Source organism: uncultured Rothia sp. (assembly GCF_963507905.1).
GTDB lineage: Bacteria > Actinomycetota > Actinomycetes > Actinomycetales > Micrococcaceae > Rothia.
In genome coordinates this window covers 1-22,672 of sequence record NZ_CAUOUU010000019.1, presented here as the reverse complement: position 1 = coordinate 22,672, position 22,672 = coordinate 1, and the positions used below count along the sequence as shown (strand labels likewise).

Here is a 22,672-nt window from a genome sequence, read left to right as displayed (position 1 = left end):
CCTCCCGTTTCTTGGACTTTAGTTTTGATGTCCAAGAAACGGGAGGCAGTTCATCCTTTTTTTGGAGGGGGGGCTTTCATTGAGGCGACCTCACGAGCGGGTCGGCGGTAGCGCTTGACCATATTTCCCTTCCTTTTGGGAGGGACTTTCATTGAGGCGGTTTCGCGCAGGACATCACCTTTAAGTTCTCTAATATTTCCCTTCCTTTTGGGAAGGGCTTTCATTGAGACAGCACGGCCACAGTTGGCTTGAAGAGGATGAAGGCAATTTCCCTTCCCTTTTGGAGAGGCTTTCATTGAGGTGCTCTGCAGGTTGCGTCGCAGACGGGCATCCCGCCGTATTTCCCTTCCTTCTCGGAGGGGCTTTCATTGAGGTCCGCCTTCGCCGCGGGTTTCTGTGAGGACTTCACCAGTTTTCTCTGCTTTCCAGCGGAGATTTTCATTGAGGCGTGGTACCTTCACTGGTCTTCATCCAGGAGAATCGATTTCCCATCCTTTTTGGAGGGCTTTCATTGAGGCGTCGTGATTGCCAACAGGGTTCAGGGTACAGATGGTCAATTTCCATACAGATTTGTGGGGACTTTCATTGAGGTGTCCTAGCGAGTGCCCCCGACCTGCGGGGCGACGAGGATTTCCCTTCCTTTTGGGAAGGGCTTTCAATGAGGGCTCATGCACTGAGTGAGACAGGTGTATATATTATGAGATATTCTCTCTTATAAGGAGAGAATTGCATTAAGGGACAACGTGGCCGCACCAACGGCGAGCATCGCCGCTGGCTTTTTTCCCTACTCCTTCGTAGGGACTTTCACTGAGGCAAGAACCTGGTGAAGCTGTCCCGCATGAATCTCGCGATTTCCCTTCCTTTTGGGAGGGACTTTCATTGAGGCACTAAGGCCGAGCGTGAAGCAGTAGACAACGGCGACATTTCCCTTCCTTTTCGGAAAGGCTTTCATTGAGGCCAAATCTGCGGAGACTCATTCAGGCTCTTCGAGGCCAATTTCCCTGCTTTTTCGTAGGGACTTGCAGTGAGGCCAGAACTCGTCCATCCGCGAGGAGAAGCCGCGCCGGGAAGGGCTTTCATTGAGGCTGTGCAGGCGGTCAGCTCCAGCGCTGGCGGCTGGACATTTCCCTTCCTTTTTGGAGGGGCTTTCATTGAGGTGTCGTCGACGCTGCCAAGGGTACCCTCGTCAGCCAGATTTCCATACAGTTTTTTGGCTTTCATTGAGGCCGCCGCCAGGGATGTCATTGGTAGGGTCGTGGGTGAATTTCCCTTCCTTTTGGGAAGGGCTTTCATTGAGGCGGCGAATGCACCTCGTACGTTGGTTGGAAATTGAAATTTCCCTATCTTTTTGTAGGGGCTTTCAACAAGACAAGCTGTTGTGATGGCCCAGGATGACTGATGGGCTGCTTGTTCTACAGCTTGAGATGTAGACTTTCATTGAGGCTCATCGGGTAAGCGGCCGGCTGGACTCTCAGTCGCGAATTTCCCTTCCTTTTGGAGGGGCTTTCATTGAGGCGATACGAGGGACTGGGGAGAGCCAGACCTGGACGACCTTTTCCCTTCCTTTATGGAGGGACTTTCGTTGAGGCGGCTACGTGCGTGTTTCCACCGCCGGGCAGAACCCAATTTCCTTTCCTTTTGGGAAGGGCTTTCATTGAGGCTCTTCGCGCTTGAGTGGGTTGAAAATGGCCAGCGATTTCCCTTCCTTTTTTGGAGGGGCTTTCATTGAGGCGTGTTCGAGCAAGGCGGGGCACCACTCGCCTACAAATTTCCCTTCCTTTTGGGGAGGGCTTTCATTGAGGCACCCTGGTGACGTTAGGGCTGCGCGCTTCTGAGCTTATTTCCCTTCCTTTTTGGAGGGGCTTTCATTGAGGCATGCAGGGGTACAACGGTGACCCCCACGGGAAGATTATTTCCCTACCTTTCTGTAGAGACCTTCATTGAGGCGGCGGGCTCATCCCTGCTTGCGCGGGAAACACCTCAACCTTCCCTACGGTTTCGTAGGGACTTTCCCTAACCCTTCCTTGCTCCGTTCCCGGACCCATCACAGTCCAGGAACGGAGCTTTTCCTTTTTCGCCGCGCAGGAATCAGCCAGGCTAAAACACCAACCGCAAACCCCACCAGCCAGCTGCTACTTGCCTCCTCCATGAACCCAAGCAGAAAAACTCAACACGCCGGAATAGCGTCATAAACTCGCTGATAAGCCAAAACACCCCACCGCGGTGCTACCCTCAAAACCAAGCAGTCAAAGTTGACTGCCCACCATACTCGCTCACACCAAGGAGACACCGATGTCTACCCCCTACAGTGCAGGCGACGAACTACCCATCTCACTCGTCATGCACACCGTGTACTGCCCCCGCCGCGCATGGATTGAATCTAACGGCGAAAAGACCGACACCTCACAAATGCAAGAGGGACAATCCGCCCACAAACGAGTCGACGACCCCAAAACATCCCGCGGCACACAACAGCGCGCAGTCACCATCTCATCAACACGTCTCGGGCTCACCGGACGGTGCGACGCCATCGAACCCCAAGAAGACGGTTCTACCCGCATCATCGAATACAAAGCAACACCCGTACGCCGTAATGCATCCGTCACGCCCGCCCACAGGGTGCAGCTTGCCCTTCAGAAAATGTGCCTCGAAGAAGCCGGCGAAACAGTCAGCGAATGCGCGGTGCACTTCACCAACCACAACAAAACCGTGCCCGTCGATATCTCAGATGAAGACATCCGCACCGCAGAAGAATACGTACACACCACCCGCGCACTCATCGATAACCCGACAGCACCGCAACCCCTCGAAGACTCACCCCGCTGCAGCTGGTGCTCCCACATCTCCGTGTGCCTACCCGACGAATCCCACGGAAAAGAAAACATTACACGCGTTGTCGCCAGCAACCCCGACAGCCAAGTAGCGCACCTCACCACGCAAGGATCAAGAGCGACCGTCCAGCAAGGACGCCTCATCGTGCAGCACCTCGGTGAAACAATCAGCAGCGTACCTCTCGAACGCGTGCACAGCCTCGTCGTCCACGGAAACATCGACGTTTCCTCCGCGCTCCTGCGGGAACTCATGTGGCGCAACTGCACCATCATCTGGTGCTCCAGCACCGGCCGAGTCTACGGCTGGACGCAACCCGGCACCGGACCGAATGGACTGGCCCGCGTGCAACAACACGTACTCTCAGCGCAGGGGCACATGCCTATAGCGGCTGCCATGATTGCCAGCAAAATCTCAAACCAAGCGACCCTGCTACGCCGTAACGGCCATGCCGCAGACGCATGCCGCACCATGCGAGACATTCAGAAGCACACGCCGCAAGCTACCTCAATCCCGGAGCTGCTCGGCCTCGAAGGTGAAGCCGCCTCGCTCTACTTCGGTAGTTTCGCAACCATGCTCAAAGAAGACGTGCTCACCGAACTCGGCTGGACCTGGGCCGGGCGGCAGGGGAGAGGAGCCAACGACCCCATCAACATTCTGCTGAACTACGCCTACGGGATGCTCAGCTCAGAGTGCATTCGCGCGATTCTCACGTGCGGGCTCGACCCTCACGCCGGGTTCCTGCACAGTAGCTCTCGCAATAAGCCGGCGCTCGCTCTTGACCTCATGGAAGAGTTCCGTGCAGTCATCGCGGATTCTGTGGTGGTGTCTCTTATTAATAGGAAGCAGGTCAAAGCGGCACACTTCACCGCGGTTGGTGGCAGTTACCGGCTCACACCCGAAGGGCGGAAGACCGTCATCGCCGCGTTCGAGAAGCGAATGGCCACGGAGATTACTCACCCCACCTACGGGTATTCGGTGACGTGGCGCCGCGCTATTGAGGTGCAGGCCCGCATGCTCCTGGGCGTAATTAACGGAACCACCCGCGAGTACACGGGGGTGACCGTACGATAATGCGTGACGACGCCCGACGAACACTTATCGCTTACGACGTGCCCAGCGACCGGCGGCGCACCAAACTGGCCAAGCTCATTCTCAGCTACGGGGACCGTATTCAGTACAGCGTCTTTATTGTGGATGCGGCCCCCGCCAAGGTGCGACGCATCAAAGACGAGGTTCAGGAACTCATCGATCCAGACGAGGACTCGGTGCTCTTCTGCGACCTGGGGCTGCTGGCCCGCCTTGATGAGCCGACCTTCAGCTACATTGGCCGGGCGCGCGAGGTGACCGAATCGGATGCGCTCATTCTCTAGCCGCGTGCTGCTCATTCGCTAGCGACGCGCGGCAGGGGAGCGGGGAGGGGTGGAGAGAGAATGACGAGTTCGATTGCGGACTGGTAGTAGAGGTGGGGATAATGGCCTTTGGAAGCTTTGTCTGTCTCCGCGAGATTTCTCCACCTGCAGGTGGAGACTTTCATTGAGGCCACGCCAACAGCGAGGGTTGCCGCTCTTTGGCTGAGATTTCCCCACATTCGGGTGGGGACTTTCATTGAGGGCGGGTAGGCATAGCCAGAAGCTCCTGCGCAATCTGCAATTTCCCTGCCTTCGGGTGGGGACTTTCATTGAGGCACCCTGGGAATCCTCAGCCTGGAAGAGCTACATGACATTTCCCCGCCTTCGGGTGGGGACTTTCATTGAGGCTGGCGAACGTTCGTCGTGACTCCCTGGTGTATCGGATTTCCCCGCCTTTGGGCGGGGACTTTCATTGAGGCGAAGTTGCCCCGTGCTAGCCGGTAGATACTGCCGTATTTCCCCGCCTTGGGCGGGAACTTTCAGTGAGGTTGCCCCTCGCCTGTGTGACCGACCGACATTTCCCTGCCTTCGGGAGGGGACTTTCATTGAGGTGTCTTGAACGTGTTCAGTAGCTGAGTCAGGTCAGCGATTTCCCCGCTTTCGGGCGGGGACTTTCATTGAGGCTAGCCAAGTGCCGGGGAGTCTACCTCGGTGTCGGCGGATTTCCCCGCCTTTGGACGGGGACTTTCATTGAGGCATGCAGCGCGTCGATTCGGGCGAAACCCTTTTCCTGGGATATTTCCCCACCTTCGGGTGGGGACTTTCATTGAGGCGTGTTACCAACGGCTCCGGGTGTTCCTAGCACCGCGGGGATTTCCCCACCTTCGGGTGGGGACTTTCATTGAGGCTCACCCTTGATGACGTTATAGCCTGCTGCACGGTAATTTCCCCACCTTCGGGTGGGGACTTTCATTGAGGCGCGCAGATTAAGGAGAATCTGGGCGACATGGACGCCATTTCCCCACCTTCGGGCGGGGACTTTCATTGAGGCGCCGCAGCTGCGGGGGAGTAATGACCTCCACCTGTATTTCTCCACCTTGGGCGGGGACTTTCATTGAGGCCAAGTCCGCAAGGGTGAAAAAGGTATCCGCATTCTGATTTCCCCGCCTTCGGGCGGGGACTTTCATGGAGGCTTTGGAATGGTCGTTGCCGCAACGGTTGAAGAGCCATTTCTCCACCGTCGGATGACGAAGCCACGGTATGCATAGATATTGCGTGATGTACACTTTGGATACGTGATCCGCGAGAATCTCATGCCATAGCAGTCTCTGCTACGCCATAGCATGCTAGTTTTTAGCTAGCTATTTCTCCACCTCTGGGTGGGGACTTTCATTGAGGCATGGTGTTCAAGAACGGCTTCACCAGCCCTATGGCTATTTCTCCGCCTTCGGACGGGGAATCTTCATTGCGATTCTGGGTATGAATCGGGAAGTCTCACGTGGGTTGCGCAGCCTCGTTCTAGAAACCAATTTGGTTTCTATAACGAGGCTCTTCTCTTTAAAACATGAAGATGGGCTAGATGCGGCACCCACTGCAGATTCCTCTTGCCAGCTATCTGAGTCTGAAATGACCAAATCGGGTGCACGTAATCTGTAGTAGCGCTATGGTGAAGTCATGAGCGAAGGACAGAGCTGATTGCACTGTAGGTGAGAAAGATAGGATAATGGAGGCACAAGCGATGCTTTTGGAACCTCACGTTTCTTCTCTACACGAGCCTAGCTCTGCCATGCGGGGGACTAGAATTTCATTGAGGGACGAATATTTTAATGATGGGCGCTCCAAATCGCTGGTGTTTCTCCGGCGACGGGAAAGTTGCTGGAGCTTTCCTTGAAACTTGGTCCGCTAACGGTTTTTATCGTTAGCGGACTTATTTTGTATATACGAATATTCTGATGATTGGAGCTCGAGGTTTTGCGTAGTTGCATAGTCTGGAACTTAATGCTATCGTGAAGGTGTCAGATGGCTTGGAAGCTACTTCGGCAGTCCGCCGAAGCGACTCTAGCCCCAACCTTGGAGGTGAAGGATATGTTCCGGCTACTCACAAGAAATAAAAGCCGCCCGCTACGCGAGGCGTAACGGGCGGCTTTTGTTTATATAAGTATTTACCGCATCAAGCGGCGGTTATGCCTGTTGCCGCAGACATAACCTAACCAGTATACCGGTAGTACGGAGGGGCCTCCCAATCTGTCTGCATGCTGACCGCTTGTGTGGCCATATGTCTACCTTCCATACCCTGTGCTGTCACTACCCAAAACACGGGATGTGACAGCACAGGGGAGAAGGAAACGGCATGTCGAATCAGCAGCGTGACGAAAACACGCGCACCATTCGGAAAACCGATGTAGCTTAAAGCTATACAAGTAAACGTGCACGTCCAACGCATCGAAGCAAACGTGCACCCAACATATAAGGAGACAATCATGTCCCAGAACGAGTCCCAGAACACTATCACCCTCGCCGATCTTCTCGATAACCTCGAGCTCGGCGGCGGCTCCGTCATCACCTCCATCACCGAACTCGAACCCGCCGCAGGCCCCCACGCATCCGTGGCACCCGCCAAGTTCGTCGACGGTTCCAAGTCCGTCTTCGCTTACGAAACCCGCTACATCGTAGAGAAGCCTGAAGGTCAGGACGAACCCAAGAAGGAAGAAGATTCCAAGGACGCCGAAAAGGTCGTCAAGGGCAAGCCTCAGAAGGTCGTCCTCATCGACAGTAAGCAGTCCGAACTCAACCGCGCAGAAGCCGCCATCGAACAGGGCCGCCAGTACAGCAACGAAGCAGTCGTCAAGATTCCCCGCGCTGTCGTCACCTACGAGACCGAAAACGGCCCCGTAGAATACAGCGACATGGAACTGTCCCACCGCATCTTCGACGGCCACTTCCGTGCCGGTCGTGTCGACGGCAAGCCCATCACCGAAAACGACCAGTACCGCGCACTGCGCAACTGCACCCCCGCAGACATGAGCGAACTGCTCAAGACCGCCCCTGCAGCGCTCCTCTTCGGCGCATGGGACTCCACCCGCAAGAGCAACCAGGTCCGCCTGCGTAGCGCCCTCGTCGGTGAAATTATCGGCGTCCTCGCAGACCAGGATCCTGGCGCTGAACACCGACAGGCACGCCGTGGCGGCGCCCGCGTCGACGCCGTAGCCGCCAGCGTAAAGCTTGGCGCCAAGGAACTTAACTCTCTCGTCGATGACCAGGAAGCTGAACTGAGCGCCAAGAATGTTGCCGCACGCCGCAAGGAAGTAAAGACCGCCAAGGCTGATGCTCGCATCTCCGCTTCCACTCTCGGCCTGGGTAGCATCCCGCCCTCGCTCGAAGAAACCGGTGCTGTAGCTTGCCGCCGCATTATTCGCTCTTGGGTTCTGAGCCTCGCCACCCTGCGTCAGCTGCGCTTCGGTCAGGACGAGACCAAGAATGTTGCCGCGCGTGCACTTCTTGCCGCACTCGGCCTCAACGCTATTGCCCGTGCGGAGCGTGAACTCTACATCCGTGCCAACTGTGACCTGATCGAATCTGCCGCACCCGTTGTCACCCTCGACCAGCGTTTCGGCGAGAAGAAGCCCTTCGCACCCCTGACCGTTGAACACACCGACCAGCTGCTCCTCGAGGCTATCGAGAATGCCAAGAAGGCTGGCGTGGCTGACTGGAATGGCCAGACTTTCAAGGTTGAAGGCAACCCCATCATCATTAAGAACGCCACTGCGGAGGACGCTGAATAATATGACGAACCTCGGAATTCTCGCGAGGTTCCCGCTCGGTGTATACCAGGGCCACAAGGCGGACGGAAGCCCCGACGCCTTCCCCGACCCTGCCCGCTTGCAGGCCGCGCTCCTCAGCGCGGCCGCGCAGGGACCTCACGCAATTATCGAAAACGGGCGGCTTGCCCCCTCGGAAGAATCTCTCAAGGCTCTCAAATGGCTTGAAGAGAATCCTCCGAGCGGGTTGCAGCTTCCCGACATGTGCCCCGTGTACCGCTCACCCAACAAGATGAGCCGATTCATGTACCGAGAAGTGGCATATTCAGAGAAGGATGGGCGGCAGACCGAGCGTCGCGCCGTATCCGACGGCTGGGCAGTATCCGACACCATCGGCTGGCAGTACGATAAGGTACCCGCAGACATCGCGGAAACCATCACCCAGCTCTGTGGCGAAGTACCCTCCCTCGGAGAAGCCAGCAGCTTCACCGCCCTCTACACCGGAGACGTGGAACCCACCCACACCATCGACACCAAGTCGGGCCCCTTCGAAGCAGGCGGTATGCCCGTCCGCGTACCCGTACCCGGTCGAATCAACGCGCTCATGCGTGCTCATGCAGAAGCGTACCCCGCCAAGGTTCCCACCAAGGCAGGCGACAAGACCGCAGCGAGCGACACGATGCGCCCCTCATCGGTACCCACCGCAGGCCTGGGATCCATCAAGTACCAGCCTGTGGAGGCTGAAACCTCCACCAGCCCCTGGGAATACTTGTGGCTCCTTGAAGTAGACGGTGAAGGGCTGAAGCCCGAACAGTACGTCAAGGCATGCTCCCTGCTGCACAAGGCTCTCGTAGCTGCCGCAGGATTCGGCGCGCCCAGCCTCATCACCGGCAGGTACCCCAAGGGTCACAAGCCGGCCAACAGCCTGGCGCTGCAGTACCTGCCCGCCCGCTACCTGCCTGACTACCTGCGTCGTGAAGTGAAGTCTCAGGGAGTCCTGCTCGTCTTGGTCCCGGCAAGCGCCCCGACCGATGAAGCAGTAGAACTCGGTATCGCACTCAGGAGCGTAGAAACTCTCTACGCTCAGGACTTCCCCCGACTGACCGTGAAGCTTCGCCAGAAGCGCCTGCCCGCACAGGGTTTCTGGGATGCTCCCAAGACTGGGTACAAGCGCCTGTGGCGTACTCTCAGCGCGGCCGTTCCCGAATCGCGCGTTTTCAACCGCCCGAAGAAGACTGAGACGAAGGCCTGGACCTTCGCAGACGCCGCTCTGCTTTCCATGGCTTACGTGTGGCGTGACAGCTTCGAAGCGCCCGAGGCTGAAACCGCACGCGAACGAATTCGTAGCTTGAGGGATCAGGTTGCTCAAAAGGCTGAGGCCAAGGTCCTGGAAGCACACCGTGTAACCCAGAACCCCGCCGCCTACGCCTACAAGCTGCCCCGCACTCTGCCCGCAGAACCGTGGCGCGGCGTCGTAGACCTCGGCAACCTGGCAACGGACACGACCCTCGTAGCCATCGGCCAATCCCGCCACATGGGCGGCGGCCTGCTGGTTCCATTCGACGTGCCCACCGAAGAATACGATCGCCGCAAGAAGGAGGAAAAGCATGACTAGCCCCGCTACCAAGCTGCCCTCTATTACTCGTGATGAGTTCGGTGAGTTCTTTGCCGCGCTTGATGCTGCGCTTGATGCCGCACGTAACAACGCACCTAACGAAGCACCCAAGGAAAAGCAAAAGCGCTACCCCTTCAGCTGGCAGGAAGAAGTGCTCGACCACATTTGCGAGCACGGCGTATGGCCGGAACGTATTAACGCGCCGACCGGCTCCGGCAAGTCCTCCGTGGTTGATATCCATCTCTTCGCGAATGCGCTCGCCGCGGTTGGCGCCGCGCCGCGCGTTCCCCGTCGCCTCTGCGTGACCGTGGGACGCCGCGCGCTGGTCGACAGCCAGGCAACCCGTGCCGACAAGATTCTCGGCTGCCTGGAGGACGCGCTCGCTGATGGATCCGGTGAGCCCGATATTCTGCGTAGGGTTGCTGAAGCTCTCCAGAGCTTCCAGACCCGCAACGACGAGAAGGGGAGCAAACCCTTCGAGACTGGTCACATCCGTGGCGAACTCTCGAACCGCAACCTGCCGGTCACCGACATTTCGGCTTGCGCAATCATCGCCGCAACCCCGGATATGTACGGTTCGCGAGCGCTCTTCCGCGGCTACGGCAGCACCAAGGCTGCCCGCCCGCGTGAGACCGCTCTGCTGGCCATGGACACCGTCATGGTGCTCGATGAGGCACACATGAACCGTCAGCTGCTGCACACCACTCAGCGTATTGCCGAGCTGCAGAAGCGCGAGGCCAACCTGGGTGTTCCTACCCTGCAGGTGGTTGAGACGACCGCTACCCCCTCCACTGAGGACAGCGATTCAACCACGCTGGGCGTGGACATTGAGGCTCTCGACAGCCCGAATGATGAAGAGCTGCGCAAGCGTGTCCACTCGCATAAGGAACTGGTGCTCCGCCCCATCGATAAGTGGGATGGCAAGCCCGGTAACGCTGCGACCGTGAATGCTGCTGTGGACGCAATTAAGGATTTCCTTGCTCACCGTGAGGCGGGTGAAGGCTCCGATGAAGCCCACACTGTCGGTTGTATCGTCAACCATGTGCGGACGGGTATCTCCATCAAGGAGAAACTCACCAAGGACAAGGTGCTTGGAAAGGATGAGGTTGAGCTTCTCGTAGGACGCATGCGCCCGTACGACCTGAAAAAGTTGCAGAAGAAGCACAGCAAGCTCTTCACTACCGAAGGCGATGAGTCCGTGAAGGTTGTTGTTGCCACCCAGACTCTTGAAGTCGGTATTGACGTTGACTTTGCTGACCTGGTGACCGAGCTGGCTCCGGCTTCCTCCTTGGCGCAGCGCTTCGGCCGTGTTAACCGTCTGGGCCGCCGTAAGAATTCCAAGGTCGTCGTTATTGGGCCTACCAATGGTGACTCGGTCAAGAAGGACGCGCCTCCCTACAAGGCGGTCGACCTTAGCAATGCGTATGGTTGGCTCGAAGCGCTCAACGATGCTGAGAACCCGTCGGTGAACCCCGCTGCAATGGTGAAGAACCCGCCGGTACAGTCCTCCCCGGAGCGTCTGCTCTACCAGCGACCGGAATGGTCTGACCTGCTGGAATTCTCACGTACCGACGAGAACCCCTACGACGAGCCGGACCTTGACCTGTGGCTGCACGACTCCCTGGAGGCGGAAACCGCGATGGGCGGTGTTATCGTGCGCGATAACCTGCCGAGCAACACTTCTGCCGCCATGGAGATTCTCAAGACCGGCTACTTCGCACCGCGCGACGAGGAAACCTTCCCCGCGAATCTGAAGATTCTCAAGGAGATTCTGGACCACCAGGATGAGCACGGCGTGAAGCCGCGTAAGTTCCTTTACCGTCAGGGTGAAATTTCCCTGTGGCAGGATGCTGACCAGGGTGAAGAGAACAACCAGACGTTGGCTCCCGGTGACGTTCTGATTCTTGATACGGGGAGTATTCCGTTCACGAACCAAAACATTGCTGTGACTCAGCGTGAGTTGCCTTCTAAGAAGGACGAGCTGGAGGCTGTGCCCTTCCCCGAGGGCATCAAGCTCTACGTGTACGAGAAGTGCGTGGACCGTGAGGAAGACTTCAGGGAATATCTGGGTCTCTCTCCCGAAGAGGTAGCAGAACTGCTTGACAGCCAAGCTTCGGGCGGCCAGAAGAGGATTGCTTCTGAGCTTTCTACCGAGGCTGAGGACGGTCAGGAAGTTATTTCCTGGTACGCCGACGTGACCGACGACAAAAAGTCTATTGAAGGCTCCGATATCGCTCAGGAACTGGCGCTGACTGGCCCCGTTCTTCTGGACGACCACCAGAACGATGTTGCTGAGCGTACCCGTCAGCTTGCCGAGAACCTCGGCCTGGCACCGGAATTCTCGGAGGCCCTGGAACTGGCGGCAAAGTACCACGACGAGGGTAAGCGTGACCTGCGTTTCCAGCAGATGCTCGGTGCAGACCAGGAGGCGGGAGCGCTCGCGAAGAGTGGCTACCGTTCCGTGGCTGAGGCGTACCGCGCCCGTAGCCGTAGCCCCCTGCCGAGGGGCTGGCGTCACGAGCAGCTGTCCGCGCTTATGGTTGCCGCCTCGCCCGAAAAGGTGGGGGAGCACCGCGACCTGGTGCTGCGCATCATCGGTTGCAGTCACGGTCACGGCCGGTTCTCCTTCGCCCACGACGCAGACTTCCTGCTCAAGGAAGGCTACCTGCCCGAGGGGCTGGACTACGAAGCGCTCAAGGAACAGGCGAACCGACTCTTCAACGTCGGCTACTGGGACAACCTCATGGAGCAGACGAGCCGCACCTACGGCCCGTACGCTACCGCCTACCTTGAGGCCGTCGAACGCGCAGCAGACGCTCAGATTTCACGGGAGGGACACTAATGGCAACGCTGACTATTGCCGGTGACTACACCTCGGCATTGACCCATTTTGCCCTCTACGGGCTGTCCCTGATGGTTGAGCAGAAGCACCCCGGAACCGTCACTGTAGGTTGGTCTCAGGAAGGCCAGCCGCGCGCCCAAATGCATGCTGAAGGCGTGTCAGAAGAAGAAATTGCCGAGTGCGTGCACTCCTACGTTTCTTCCCTGGCCGCTGAAGACAGCTGGGTGAACGTTGACCAGTCCTACGGCGCGGGTAAGGAAACCGCTGTTTTCTCCCCGTTCTCACCGCGTATTCGCGGAATTGACGCGGAGAAGTACCCGGACGATTGGGCCTCTCATCAGAAGACCCGACAGGCTCATCTGGATGCGCTGATGGAACGTGACGACCTGCTGTCCCTTCTGTGGATTGCTGGCCTGGGCGAACCGGCATACTGGCGTTTTGAAGTCAAGGCGCCTCGCCCCGACCACGGTGCGTCCCGTTGGGAGATGAAAACTCGCAACAAGGGTCAGGAATTCGTCAAGGACCGTCTGCGCTTGATGTGCGCGGACCTGGCAACCTGGGAACCTTCCGCGATGCTCAGCGGTATTACCGGGCAGACCCTGCATGACTCGCTGGATAAGAAGCCGGATTCCCGAACCGGAACCGGTTTCACCGTCCCGCAGCCGACGGATACTGCGCTCGCCTTCTGTGCCCTGGTGGGTGTTGCGAACTTCCCGGTGATTCACCAGATCCACCGAATCGGCGTGACCCCCGGTGCCTACCCGTACAACGCTTTGCACCCGCGGCTCATGGTGCTTCCGGTACCCTCCGGAAGGGTTACGCCCGCCCGGTTGCGAACCGTGTTGCGCAGCCACCCCTACCGTAGGGTGGTTGACGAACTCGGTAAAGCGATGGACCGCGGTTCTTGGAGTACTGACATTTTCGTGTCTGAGTTGGCGGATGAGAAGGCGATTCTTCGTGAGAAGGGCGTTCAGGCCTTTGTTGCTTTTCCCATCGCGAAGGTGGGTAGCGATTCGGCACCTGAGCGTCAGGTTCTGAAGGGTAGCGCGATTCCGCTGGGCTAACCTAGCCGCTTATCGAGGCTGGTAAATAATGCCGGCAAATATACCAGCAAAATGCAGGGGAGGGGTCCTCCGGTTGAATCACCGGAGGGCCCCTCCCTCTACGTTTCGTTGAGCGTCTACATATCGCTGAGCGGATATGCGGTAGCTAGTGCGCTAGGGAACCGCCCCTTACGCCACCGCCACGGTACCCTTGGCTGCGGTGCCATTTCGGGTCCACAGCAGCAGTGCTGCCACGCTGTTGATGATGTAGAAGATGTACTTGCCGACGTTCGCAAAGTTGCCCTGGGTCAGCGCCTTGATGCACTGCACGGTGTTGTACAGGAACCAGAATTGCCACTGCATCGTGAGCTTGAGTGCGTTCAGAATGTTTGCTGACAGGGACAGTCCAAACACGACGGTCGTGATCCAGAACAGGAACGTCATCTTGCCGCCGTAGCCAATGTAGTTCGCAATCAGGGAGAACGCGAACGAGCCCACCACAATGCTGCTGATAATCAGCTGACCCTTCGCGCCGGTCGGCGGTTCCATTGCCTTGCCGCGCTCGGAGTTCTGCCACCTACGAATCGCGAAGGTGTACACGATGAAAGTGACCGGGTAGGTGATAATCGCTGCCTTGTTGCCCAGAATGTAATCAATCGCGCCGGACAGCGCCGTGTTAATAATGCCGAGCACGTTGCCGATGTTTGAGAGGCGGCCGGTCAGGCGGGTAGACATCATTGAAATACCCACGTTAATCACGGAAATCACGCCGAGGGGGATGAAGGCCGTGATCGGGCCCCAGTCGACGTATTTGTCGAGGCGGGTGCTCAGGTATCCTGATGCGACTGCGATGGCGATGACCAGTGCCACGCCGAAAAGGTCGGCGTACTTGGACTTGGCGAAAAAGAGGAGGGCCTTCTCGTATGAGAACTCCTTGGCCTCCATGGGTAACTCCTTTGTTGAGGATATAGAAACAGTGATAGGGTACCAATAACTATAACTCTTTGAAAAGGGCTCGCAACGGCGTGTCGCACATAAAACCTCAGAATCCCACATATTCCACATTCCGGAACGCCTCGGTATAGAACAACCCGAAGTCACCCCATTAAAAACCCATACCAACTTCCGGCAAACCTTGCCAGATAACGCCCCTACCTCGCCGAACACCGAAAATGGGCGTAAAATCACCGCCGGTTCATCTTCGCTTTAACAGAAACCTTAAGGTAGGCTAGATGACTGGGTCCAGGAATCACGCCGGTCTCACTCACCGCGCATCCGCCCGACAGACACCCGCACCCCGCATGCTGCGCTTCACTCACGCACGCCAGAGGGGGAGGGAACCCAACGTATCGGCCTCACTCACCGTTTACGCCGCTGTCCGCGCGCCCTGCCACCCGTAACTCACTCAACTCAAACAAGAACTGAATAGGACAATCATGCCCTTGAATAACCATCGACTCTCACGACGATTCTTCGTAAAGGGTGCTTCCGCCGCCGCCGCTGCAGGCGCACTGACCCTGCAGGCACAGGCTGCTCAGGCAGATGAAGCACCCACCAACATTGCCCCGGCAACCGAGGAAACTAAAGGCCCGCGCCTCGTCATTCAGCGCGCCACCATCACCGAAACCGGTATGACCGTCAACTACACTGCACACGGTCTGCGCGAATTCCTCACCGAAGGCACCACCCTGACCGTACGCCACGGCTACGTTCGTAACGACTCTTTCGAAACTCTGCGCTCCTGGCCGCTCACCCCCGAATTTGACGGTGACGCTGACAGCTTCAGCGGTAGCGACCAGTTCCCCATCGAGCTGATGCAGGGTGAGGGTGTCGATCACGCCCTGCAGCTGGATATTTGCTCCGACCCGTGGGGCCAGGAGATTACCCACCAGATTGCTGCGCGCATCCCCGTGGCTGAGACCAAGATTCTGAAGACTTCTTTCGAGGATGTTCCGGATAACCACCCGTTCGCTGAGGATATCCGCATGGCGAACCAGAAGAAGTGGCTGATGCCGAACCCGCAGACTGGCGCGTTTGAGCCGGACCGCCCCGTGACCCGTGAGGAGCTGATCGCTCTGCTGAACCACGCTGCAGGTCACGCTGGCGTGAGTGAAAACTCTGAGGTTGCACCCTTCGCGGATGCGGCAGGCCGCCCGACCGCGAACGCCCTGCACTGGGCTCGTGACCGCAAGATTACCGAGCCGCTCACCGGTGGCGACAAGATTGACCCGACCGCACCGGTTTCTCATGAGGAGCTGGCGGCTGTACTGTTCCAGTACAACGCGGAGGTTCAGCTGACCGAAATGAATGAGGCCGCTGGTTCTCGTTTCCGCGACGTGCTCGGTGCCGGTACCCTGCACCGCTATGTTGCGTGGGCTGGCGCGAACGACATCGTGCTGGATTCTTCGGGTGTGTTCAAGCCGACCGCGCCGACTACTCGCGCGGAGCTGGCTCGTTTCATTCGCCGTTACAAGCTGCAGAACCTGCTGTTCACTGACTTCTCGTACGTTTCTTAAATCTCGTACGGCTCCTAAATTTAGCTAACCGCGGCGCTGTGTGCGCTGGGTAGTGTGAAACCCCCGTCTTCTGGCTTTTGCCGGAGGCGGGGGTTTTGTTGTGCGGGTTGTGCAGTGCGCCCTGGGTGGTGCGCCCTGCGGGGTACTATGTCGGGGTACCGTTTTGGCGTGCTATTTCGGGGCGCCGAGTTGCGTCGTGCTGCTACATTGCCGCTTCTCGGGGAGTTTTAGTGACAGGCTGTGCCTGTCATATGAAATTTTGCGTCATATATACCTGAAATCTTGCAAAATCCTGTGCGCTAAGTAAGTATTACCTAGAAGGTAAATTAAAGGTTGCCTTACTTAATACTGTGTGAAGGCTAGTTCACTCCTTGTGGGTGCACGAAACACCCGCCGCAAAGGCAGAAAAACACGGCGTCTCACCGTCCCCGTAAGCGGGGGAGAGACGCACCTCCACACACCACCCACGAAAAAGGACATACATATGAACCTCGCTTCGAGCAAGGCATTCAAGGGCCTCGCCGTTGGATCGCTGGCACTGGCAATTTCAGGTGTTGCCACCATCCCCGCATCGTTCGCGGCAGACTCCACCCCGGCGGCAAGCCAGAGCACTGACGCTCGCACCATCACCGACAAGGCGATGGCAAAGATTACCCAGGGCCTGCCCGGCCAGTTCCAGGTCGCATACTCCAAGAAGACCAACAAGATTTGGGTTGCGGGCACTGCTGACCGCGACAAGCACGTCTCCACTATTGCTCGTATTGACGCGAACTCCCTGAAGATTGAGGCAGTCGCCGAGCTTCCCATCGTCAAGAACGACAAGGGCTACCAGTACGATGCGGCCTACGGTATCACCGTTGACGATGTGGACGGTACCGTCTGGGTCACCAACACCACCGACAACTCCGTGTCCGTGTACGATCAGGCAACCCTGCAGCAGACCTGGACCACCGCCGGTATCGCAGAGACCGACCCGAACTGGATTGAGCACCCCCGCTCCGTTCTGGTTGACCACGAATCCGGCAAGGCGTTCGTCACCGGTCGTTTCTTTGTTTCCGCTATCGACCTGAAGACCAAGCAGGTTGAGAAGATTCAGCTTGAGGGCGCACCCGATGGAGGTACCCGCTACATCAGCATGAACATTCTGGTGGACGGCGGTAAGCTGTACGTGCCCGAACGCACCGGCGGCAAACTCTTCGTGATCGACACCAAGACCTTCAAGGTCGAGAAGACCATCTCTGTGAAGGGCGATAAGGACGGCGAGGTTCGCCCCTCCGACGTGGCTATTGACCACTCGCAGAACGAAATTTACGTCTCCTCCCAGGGCGTGAAGGGCGCGAACTCTGGCGTGTCCATCTACGACGCGACCACCCACGAGTTCAAGAAGTTCATTCCCTTCGGCACCCAGGCACTCGCGCTGGACAACGACGAGGCGAACGACCTGGTATATGTCTCTGACTTCGGCACCGGCAAGGTCGGCGTGATTGACGGCGGCGCAGCAGACAAGCTGATCGCCGAGGTCGCCATGAACGGCGGCAAGGCAAACGACCTGGTTGTACTGCCCAACGGCTCCGTAGTCGCTGTGGACAAGCAGGCTGGCGCAACCGCAACCGTGCCCTACGTCCTCGACGGCACCACCGGCACCGTCAGCACCTCCAGCCAGGTCACCAGCAAGCCTTCTAAGGACAAGCAGGGCAACGAGGTTCCCGCCAAGACCTCCGAGATTCAGGCGAACTCCATCCTGAAGTTCAAGGTCACCGCAACCGCAGGTGATAACTCCGAGGTCAAGCAGGTCACCCCCGAAACCCGCGAGTTCCAGGGCTACCCGGCAACCGCCACCAAGACCAAGGCAGCTGACAACAACGCAACCACCCCCTCCACCGAGGCACACCGCACCGTGGACGCAAACGCTAGCGTTGCGAACATCATTCAGGGCCTGCCCGGCCAGTTCCAGGTTGGCTACTCCAAGAAGAACCACAAGCTGTTCGTGCCCACCGTGGGTGCACGCGGCGGCCTCGCCTCCTCCCTGGCACGCGTGGATGCAGACACCCTGCAGACCGAGGCTTTCGCCGAGCTGCCCGTGAAGAAGAACGACAAGGGCCAGTACGGTTACACCTCCGCGTACGGCGTGACCGTTGATGACGTGGACGGCACCGTCTGGGTTACCAACACCACCGACAACTCCGTGGCAGTGTACGACCAGCAGACCCTCAAGCTCATCTGGAGCAACGAGGGCGTGAAGAAGGACGACCCGAACTGGATTGAGCACCCCCGCTCCGTTCTGGTTGACCACGAGTCCGGCAAGGCGTTCGTGACCGGCCGCTTCTTCGTATCCGCTATTGACCTGAAGACCAAGCAGGTTGAGAAGATCCAGCTCGAAGGCGCACCCGACGGCGGCACCCGCTACATCAGCATGAACCTGTTCCTCGATGGCGGCAAGCTGTACGTGCCCGAGCGCACCGGCGGCAAGCTCTTCGTTGTGGACACCAAGACCTTCAAGGTTGAGAAGACCATCCAGACTCAGGGTGAGGACTCCACCGTTGAGGTTCGCCCCTCTGACGTTGCTGTGGACCACTCGCTGAATGAGATTTACGTTTCTTCTCAGGGTGTGAAGGGTGTTAACTCCGGTATCTCCGTGTACGACCTGAACACCGGCGAGTTCAAGAAGTTCGTCAAGTTCGGCACCCAGGCGCTCGCTCTGGAGCACGATGAGGACCGCGACCTGGTGTACGTAACCGACTTCGGCACCGGCAAGGTGGCTGTGTTCGACGGCCGCGCTGACGAGGTCATCGGCGAGGTCGAGATGAACGGCGCAGCCGCGAACGACGTGACCCTGCTCAAGGACGGCTCCGTGCTGGTTGTTGACAAGAAGGACCGCGACGAGAAGGTGACCCTGCCCTACGTGCTCAACGGCACCACCGGCGAGATTACCACCGCCAGCGAGTACACCACCCTGCCCGGCAAGGACCGCCAGGGTAACGACGTTCCCGCATCGGTTCAGCAGCTGAAGGCTAACTCCATTCTGAAGTTCAAGGTTGGCGTGAAGGACACCGACGCGAGCGCAGCTCCGGTGGGTATCACCCCGACTTCGCTGGACTTTGCGGGTTACCCGACGGTGACCGGTGTGAAGGCTGAGGAGTCGAAGCCTGCTGACCCGAAGCCGGCTGACCCGAAGCCGGCAGATCCGAAGCCGGCAGATCCGAAGCCTGCTGACCCGAAGCCTGCTGACCCGAAGCCTGCAGATCCGAAGCCTGCAGATCCGAAGGTAGAGGACAAGAAGGCTGAAGATAAGAAGTCTGAGGACGTTAAGTCTGAGGATAAGAAGTCTGACGCTAAGACCGGTGCACAGGACTCCAAGCCCGCTCCGGATGCTGTGAAGGCTGATAAGTCCGGTTCGGCTGTGAAGAACGGCGGTTCCTCCGCAGGTGGTTCCGATAATTTGGGCGGTGGCTCCTCGGTAGCTAAGAGCGACGCAGGTTCCTCGCAGGCTGGTTCTTCGCGTAGCGCTCTGGCTAACACCGGTGCTAACGCTGTGATGCCGCTGGTTGCTTTCGCATCTGTGGCTCTGATTGCGGGTGCTGCTCTGGTGGTGCGCCGCCGCAAGGCATAGCGTGTAACGTTTAGCTCTCGGGCTTAAAAGCTCGATATAACGCGTGAAAAGGCGGGTATTTTCTCTTTCGGATTCTTCGAATCTGGGGGAGGGATACCCGCCTTTTGTGTGCCCGCTTGGGCTAATGCTGGGTAGGTGGTTTTAGTACATATTTATATATGTGCACTTGCCTGTAAAAATATAGGTTTTGAATGTCGAGAAAATGTTTAACCTGTGGTGAATTTCGCTGGCGCGCCTCACCTAAACATTTACATTAATGTGTAAACATAAAAGCATCACAATACCCTTCGCGACCTGGGTTTTTGCCCGCAAGGGCAAGGAAAAACCGGGGAAGCGCCTCAACCTTCACGTGATACTGAAGGCGAATTAGGGGATCACTCACAAAAACACAAAACACGCCCACGTCGCTGCTTGTATTTTCCTGGGAAAACATTGAGGATTAGAAGGTAGGTAAATTTATGCGTTACCTGCATTTCTGCTTTTCGTGCCGTCGAATATGTCACCGCATATTCACGGGTGTCTCGTTAGCATTCGCATGCGGCATGTGAGCACTTCCGTTACACATTTGAAGGACACACATTGAACCTCACTCCCTCCTCGGGCAAAGCACTGAAGGGGCTCGCCGTCGGCTCCCTCGCGCTCGCAATCTCCGGCGCAGCCATGATCCCTGCCTCCTTCGCAGCACCGAACACCGCAAACCAGACCGCGACCCCCAGCGCATCGGCTCCTTCCACCGCATCGCTGAGCCGCGTTGTTGACACCTCCGCGTCCGTCGCGCAGATCACCCAGGGTCTGCCCGGCCAGTACCAGGTTGCCTACTCCAAGGCGACCAACAAGATTTGGATGGTCGGCGTGGGTGCACGCGGCGACCTCGCCTCCACCATTGCTCGTGTCAATGCAGACACTCTTCAAATTGAAGAAGTAGCAGCGCTTCCCTTCGAGCTGGATAAGAACGGCGAATTTGGCTACATTTCCGCGTACGGCATCACTGTTGATGACGTGTCCGGTACCGTGTGGGTCACTAACACCACCGATAACTCCCTGTCCGTGTTCGATCAGAACACCATGGAGCAGATTTGGACCAACCACGGTATCGCTGAGAGCGACCCGAACTGGATTGAGCACCCCCGCTCCGTGCTGGTGGATCACAACTCCGGCAAGGTGTTCGTGACCGGCCGCTACTACGTGTCCGCAATCGACATGAAGACCTTCGAGGTTACCAAGCTTCAGTTGGAGGGCGCCCCCAACGGCGGCACCCGCTACGTCGGCATGAACATGACCATTGACGGCGACAAGCTGTACGTGCCCGAGCGTACCGGCGGTAAGGTCTTCGTCATCAACACCAAGACCTTCAAGACCGAGCAGGTTATTCAGACCCGCGGTGAGAACTCCTCCGTTGAGGTTCGCCCCTCTGACGTCACCATCGACCACTCCGAGAACGAAATTTACGTTTCCTCCCAGGGTGTGGACGGCGTGAACTCCGGTATCTCCGTCTACGACCTGACCACCGGCGCGTTCAAGAAGTTCGTCAAGTTCGGCACCCAGGCGCTGTCCATGGAGAACGACGAGGACCGCGACCTGGTGTACGTGACCGACTTCGGTACCGGCAAGATCGCCATCTTCGACGCTAAGACTGACCGCGTGATCGGTGAGGTTGAGATGAACGGCGGTAAGGCTAACGACCTGACCGTCACCGCGGACGGCTCCGTCATCGCAGTGGACAAGCAGGACATCGCTAACACCACCGCGGCAGTGCCCTACGTGCTGAACTCGAAGACCGGTGACGGCTCCATGACCGACACCTACACTTCTAAGGCGACCGTGGATCGTAACGGTAAGGCTGTTCCTTCCTCGCAGCAGAAGCTGGTTCCGAACTCCATCGTGAAGTTCTACGCCGAGGTTTCCGAGGGTGAGTTCACCTCCACCGCGACCATTAACCCCGCTAAGGTTCCCTTCCAGGGCTACCCGAAGCAGGCTACCGCAGTGCTGATTGACCCCACCCTGAACTTCGCTGAGGGCACCGTCGACATTACCCGCCCCTACACCTTCCACGTGTCCGGCTACGACTTTGAGAAGCCCCCGGCAGAAGGTATTCGCCTGTTCCTCGTCAAGGAAGGCGAATGGTCGATGGGTTTCGACAAGCTGACCGATAGCGAACTGGCAAGCATCCAGAAGGTGTCCACCATTGTTCCGGCGAGCGCGTTCGTCTACAACGCACGCACCGGCAAGTACTCCTTCGACGCAACCCTGCGTGTTCCCGCGAACACCATGCAGTACAGCCAGGGCTACATGCTCGGTACCGTCACCGCTGGTTCTGACGTGGCTACCAACCGCAATTACGATTCGGCTGTTTCGCTGATCGTTAACGACGCGAAGGATGCCGGCAACGCAGATAATCGCGATGAGGCTGACGAGCCGGCATTCCCGACCAACGCCTCGGCATCGCCTTCCGCACCTGCTGTAGTAGCAGAGAAGTCGGCAGCTGAGCAGTCTAAGGACGAACAGTCGAAGGGCGAGCAGTCGAAGACTGAGGAAACTAACGACCAGCTGGGAACCACCGCGAAGACCGCGCCGCTGAAGAGCTCTTCTTCGGTGAAGTCTGACTCCCAGCCTAAGGGTTCTAACTCCGATGCTCAGGTGAGTGCTTCGGCTACCAAGTCTGCGCCTCAGAGCAAGGGCTCGCTGGCTAAGACCGGTGCTCAGAACGTTCTGAGCCTGGCAGCTGTCGGTGCGTTTGCACTGATTGCTGGTGCCGCTGTGATGGTGCTTCGCCGCCGTAAGGCATAGTTTCTCGCTCTGTTGAGCGGATGCGCCCCGTACACTGTGCGGGGCGCATTTTTGTGCCCGCATGTTTTATTCGGGCTGCTGTGGAGATGCTGGATGACTGCCGGGGGAGTGCCTGGCATGGCTGGAAAAGAACCTATGCTGAGCGCCTTGCACTCAGTGTAAAATATGTGACTCATTTCACCACTTTTCGATTTGGTTGTTTCCAGGAACCTCTGTATAGTTATATGTGTTGCCAGGAGACCTGGTAAAAGAGATGTAAATCTCACGGCCCCATCGTATAGCGGCCTAGTACTCCGCCCTCTCACGGCGGCAACACCGGT

At 57.9% G+C, this 22,672-nt stretch carries 10 protein-coding genes and 1 CRISPR repeat array; of the genes, 9 read left to right on the top strand and 1 reads right to left on the bottom strand.

Going from position 1 to position 22,672, the window contains the following annotated elements; genetic code table 11:
• Positions 1–2,292: 2,292 nt before the first annotated feature.
• The 6 genes from cas1 (at position 2,293) to RQ593_RS09105 (ending at position 13,460) form a co-directional block, all read left to right on the top strand.
• Positions 2,293–3,903 carry a CRISPR-associated endonuclease Cas1 gene (gene cas1, locus RQ593_RS09130; protein ID WP_311450448.1) on the top strand — a complete coding sequence of 537 codons (1,611 nt, stop codon included), beginning with the start codon at positions 2,293–2,295 and terminating at the stop codon, positions 3,901–3,903.
• A complete protein-coding gene (gene cas2, locus RQ593_RS09125; protein ID WP_012903699.1) occupies positions 3,903–4,202 on the top strand; it encodes a CRISPR-associated endonuclease Cas2 in 300 nt (99 codons plus the stop codon). Before cas1 ends, cas2 begins: the two co-directional genes overlap by 1 nt.
• Before the next feature lie 134 nt (positions 4,203–4,336).
• Positions 4,337–5,374: a CRISPR direct-repeat array (repeat unit 36 nt; unit sequence ATTTCCCCACCTTCGGGTGGGGACTTTCATTGAGGC).
• A gap of 1,287 nt (positions 5,375–6,661) precedes the next feature.
• Positions 6,662–7,963, top strand: a complete 1,302-nt coding sequence (gene cas7u, locus RQ593_RS09120; protein WP_311450447.1) for a type I-U CRISPR-associated RAMP protein Csb1/Cas7u — start codon at positions 6,662–6,664, stop codon at positions 7,961–7,963.
• A gap of 1 nt (position 7,964) precedes the next feature.
• Positions 7,965–9,554: a type I-U CRISPR-associated protein Csb2 gene (gene csb2 / locus RQ593_RS09115; protein WP_311450446.1), complete on the top strand. Its 1,590-nt coding sequence runs from the start codon at positions 7,965–7,967 to the stop codon at positions 9,552–9,554.
• Positions 9,547–12,396 (top strand): type I-U CRISPR-associated helicase/endonuclease Cas3, encoded by a 2,850-nt coding sequence (gene cas3u, locus RQ593_RS09110; protein WP_311450445.1) that lies wholly within the window; start codon positions 9,547–9,549, stop codon positions 12,394–12,396. The genes csb2 and cas3u overlap by 8 nt, the downstream gene beginning before the upstream one ends.
• A complete protein-coding gene (locus RQ593_RS09105) occupies positions 12,396–13,460 on the top strand; it encodes an aldehyde dehydrogenase (protein ID WP_070634388.1) in 1,065 nt (354 codons plus the stop codon). The genes cas3u and RQ593_RS09105 overlap by 1 nt, the downstream gene beginning before the upstream one ends.
• Before the next feature lie 168 nt (positions 13,461–13,628).
• On the opposite strand, the gene RQ593_RS09100 is transcribed toward RQ593_RS09105, so the two are convergent.
• Entirely contained in the window at positions 13,629–14,384 is a 756-nt protein-coding gene (locus RQ593_RS09100; RefSeq protein WP_311450444.1) for a nicotinamide mononucleotide transporter, read from the bottom strand.
• Between the two features lie 491 nt (positions 14,385–14,875).
• Between RQ593_RS09100 and RQ593_RS09095 the strand changes: the two genes are divergently transcribed.
• The 3 genes from RQ593_RS09095 (at position 14,876) to RQ593_RS09085 (ending at position 22,352) form a co-directional block, all read left to right on the top strand.
• Positions 14,876–15,955: an S-layer homology domain-containing protein gene (locus RQ593_RS09095; protein WP_311450443.1), complete on the top strand. Its 1,080-nt coding sequence runs from the start codon at positions 14,876–14,878 to the stop codon at positions 15,953–15,955.
• A 484-nt stretch (positions 15,956–16,439) separates the two neighbouring features.
• On the top strand, positions 16,440–19,565 hold the full coding sequence (locus RQ593_RS09090; protein WP_311450442.1) for a DUF5074 domain-containing protein: 3,126 nt from the start codon (positions 16,440–16,442) through the stop codon (positions 19,563–19,565).
• 579 nt (positions 19,566–20,144) lie between these two features.
• The gene (locus RQ593_RS09085) at positions 20,145–22,352 is read left to right on the top strand and encodes an LPXTG cell wall anchor domain-containing protein (RefSeq protein WP_311450441.1); all 2,208 of its coding nucleotides are present in this window, start codon (positions 20,145–20,147) and stop codon (positions 22,350–22,352) included.
• Positions 22,353–22,672: the final 320 nt, after the last annotated feature.